This window comes from Actinomycetota bacterium (assembly GCA_005774595.1).
In the GTDB taxonomy this organism is placed as follows: domain Bacteria; phylum Actinomycetota; class Coriobacteriia; order Anaerosomatales; family D1FN1-002; genus D1FN1-002.
On the sequence record VAUM01000461.1, the window covers coordinates 1 to 1230 of the forward strand.

Below are 1230 nucleotides of genomic sequence, written 5' to 3' on the forward strand. Positions count from 1 at the left end.
GTGCGGAGAACTCGTGGAGAGGTATGGCGCGATGCCGCGTACGGCCCGCACACTGCTGGACGTCGCGGAGGTGCGGGCCCTGGCCGCCGAGGCGGGCGCTGCGAGCGTGTCGGTGGTCCGCCGCCGCCTCGCCATCGCGCCGCTCGAGCTCCCGGACGAGCTGCGCGGGGCCCTCGCGACGCGGGGCGTCGTGGTGATGCCGAGGGAGCGCAAGGTCCTGCTCCCGCTGGGCGCCGACGACGATCCGCTCGAAGCGGCCCGCGGACTGCTCGGTGATATACTCGCCGGAGTCCCGGGGGCCTGAAGGCGGGACATGTCGAACACGTACCTCGGAGGAAGCATGAAGCGCTACATCAAGGCGGTCGCCGCCGTACTGGCAGTCTCGCTCGCCATGCTCGCGGCGGGCTGCAACGGCGACACGGTCGCCAAGGTGAACGGCGAGCCGATCAAGCGCACCGACCTCGACACCCAGGTCGCGCGCTTCAGCCAGAACTACCCCGACATGTTTACCGGCGCCGACGGCGAGGCGCGCCTGCTCGACTTCAAGCGCAAGATCCTCTCGCAGATGATCGACCAGGAGCTGCTCCGCCAGGCCTCCGAGAAGGAGGGGGTGGCGGTCTCCGCCGAAGAGGTCGACAAGCAGATCCAGTCGCTGCGCGGCGGGTTCCCGGACGAGAAGTCGTTCACCGACGCCCTCGAGAAGTCCGGCATCACCCTCGAGACGCTGAAGCAGCAGGTCGCCGACCAGATGACCACCCAGCGCCTGCTCGACAAGATCGCCAAGGGCGCCGAGGCCTCCGAGGCCGAGGTCGAGGCGTACTACGACAAGAACAAGGCGAGCTTCGTCGAGGAGGCCGCGAGCCACGCGGCGCACATCCTCTTCGGCGCCAAGGACAAGGTGACCGCCGAGAAGGTGCTCGCCCGCATCGAGGCCGGCGAGGACTTCGGCAAGTTGGCCAAGCAGTACAGCAAGGACACCGTCAGCCAGGCCAAGGGCGGCGACCTCGGCTGGCCGAGCTCGCCCTACGTCCAGGAGTTCCAGGCCGCGCTCGACAAGCTCGAGCCCGGCGAGGTCTCCGGCCTGGTCAAGACGACCTACGGCCTGCACATCATCAAGCTGATCGAGCGCCGTACCGAGCGCCAGAAGTCGCTGAAGGCGGTCTCGGACCAGATCAGGCAGATCCTCATGCAGCAGTCGCAGGCGCAGTCGTACCAGGGCTACGTCGAGAA

2 protein-coding genes are annotated in these 1230 nt (G+C 68.4%); both read left to right on the top strand.

From position 1 onward, the window contains the following. Positions 1-304: hypothetical protein (locus tag FDZ70_10980; protein TLM65625.1), on the top strand; the 304-nt coding region annotated here is incomplete at its 5' end. Positions 305-313: 9 nt separating this feature from the next. Further along, positions 314-1230: hypothetical protein (locus FDZ70_10985; protein TLM65626.1), on the top strand; the 917-nt coding region annotated here is incomplete at its 3' end.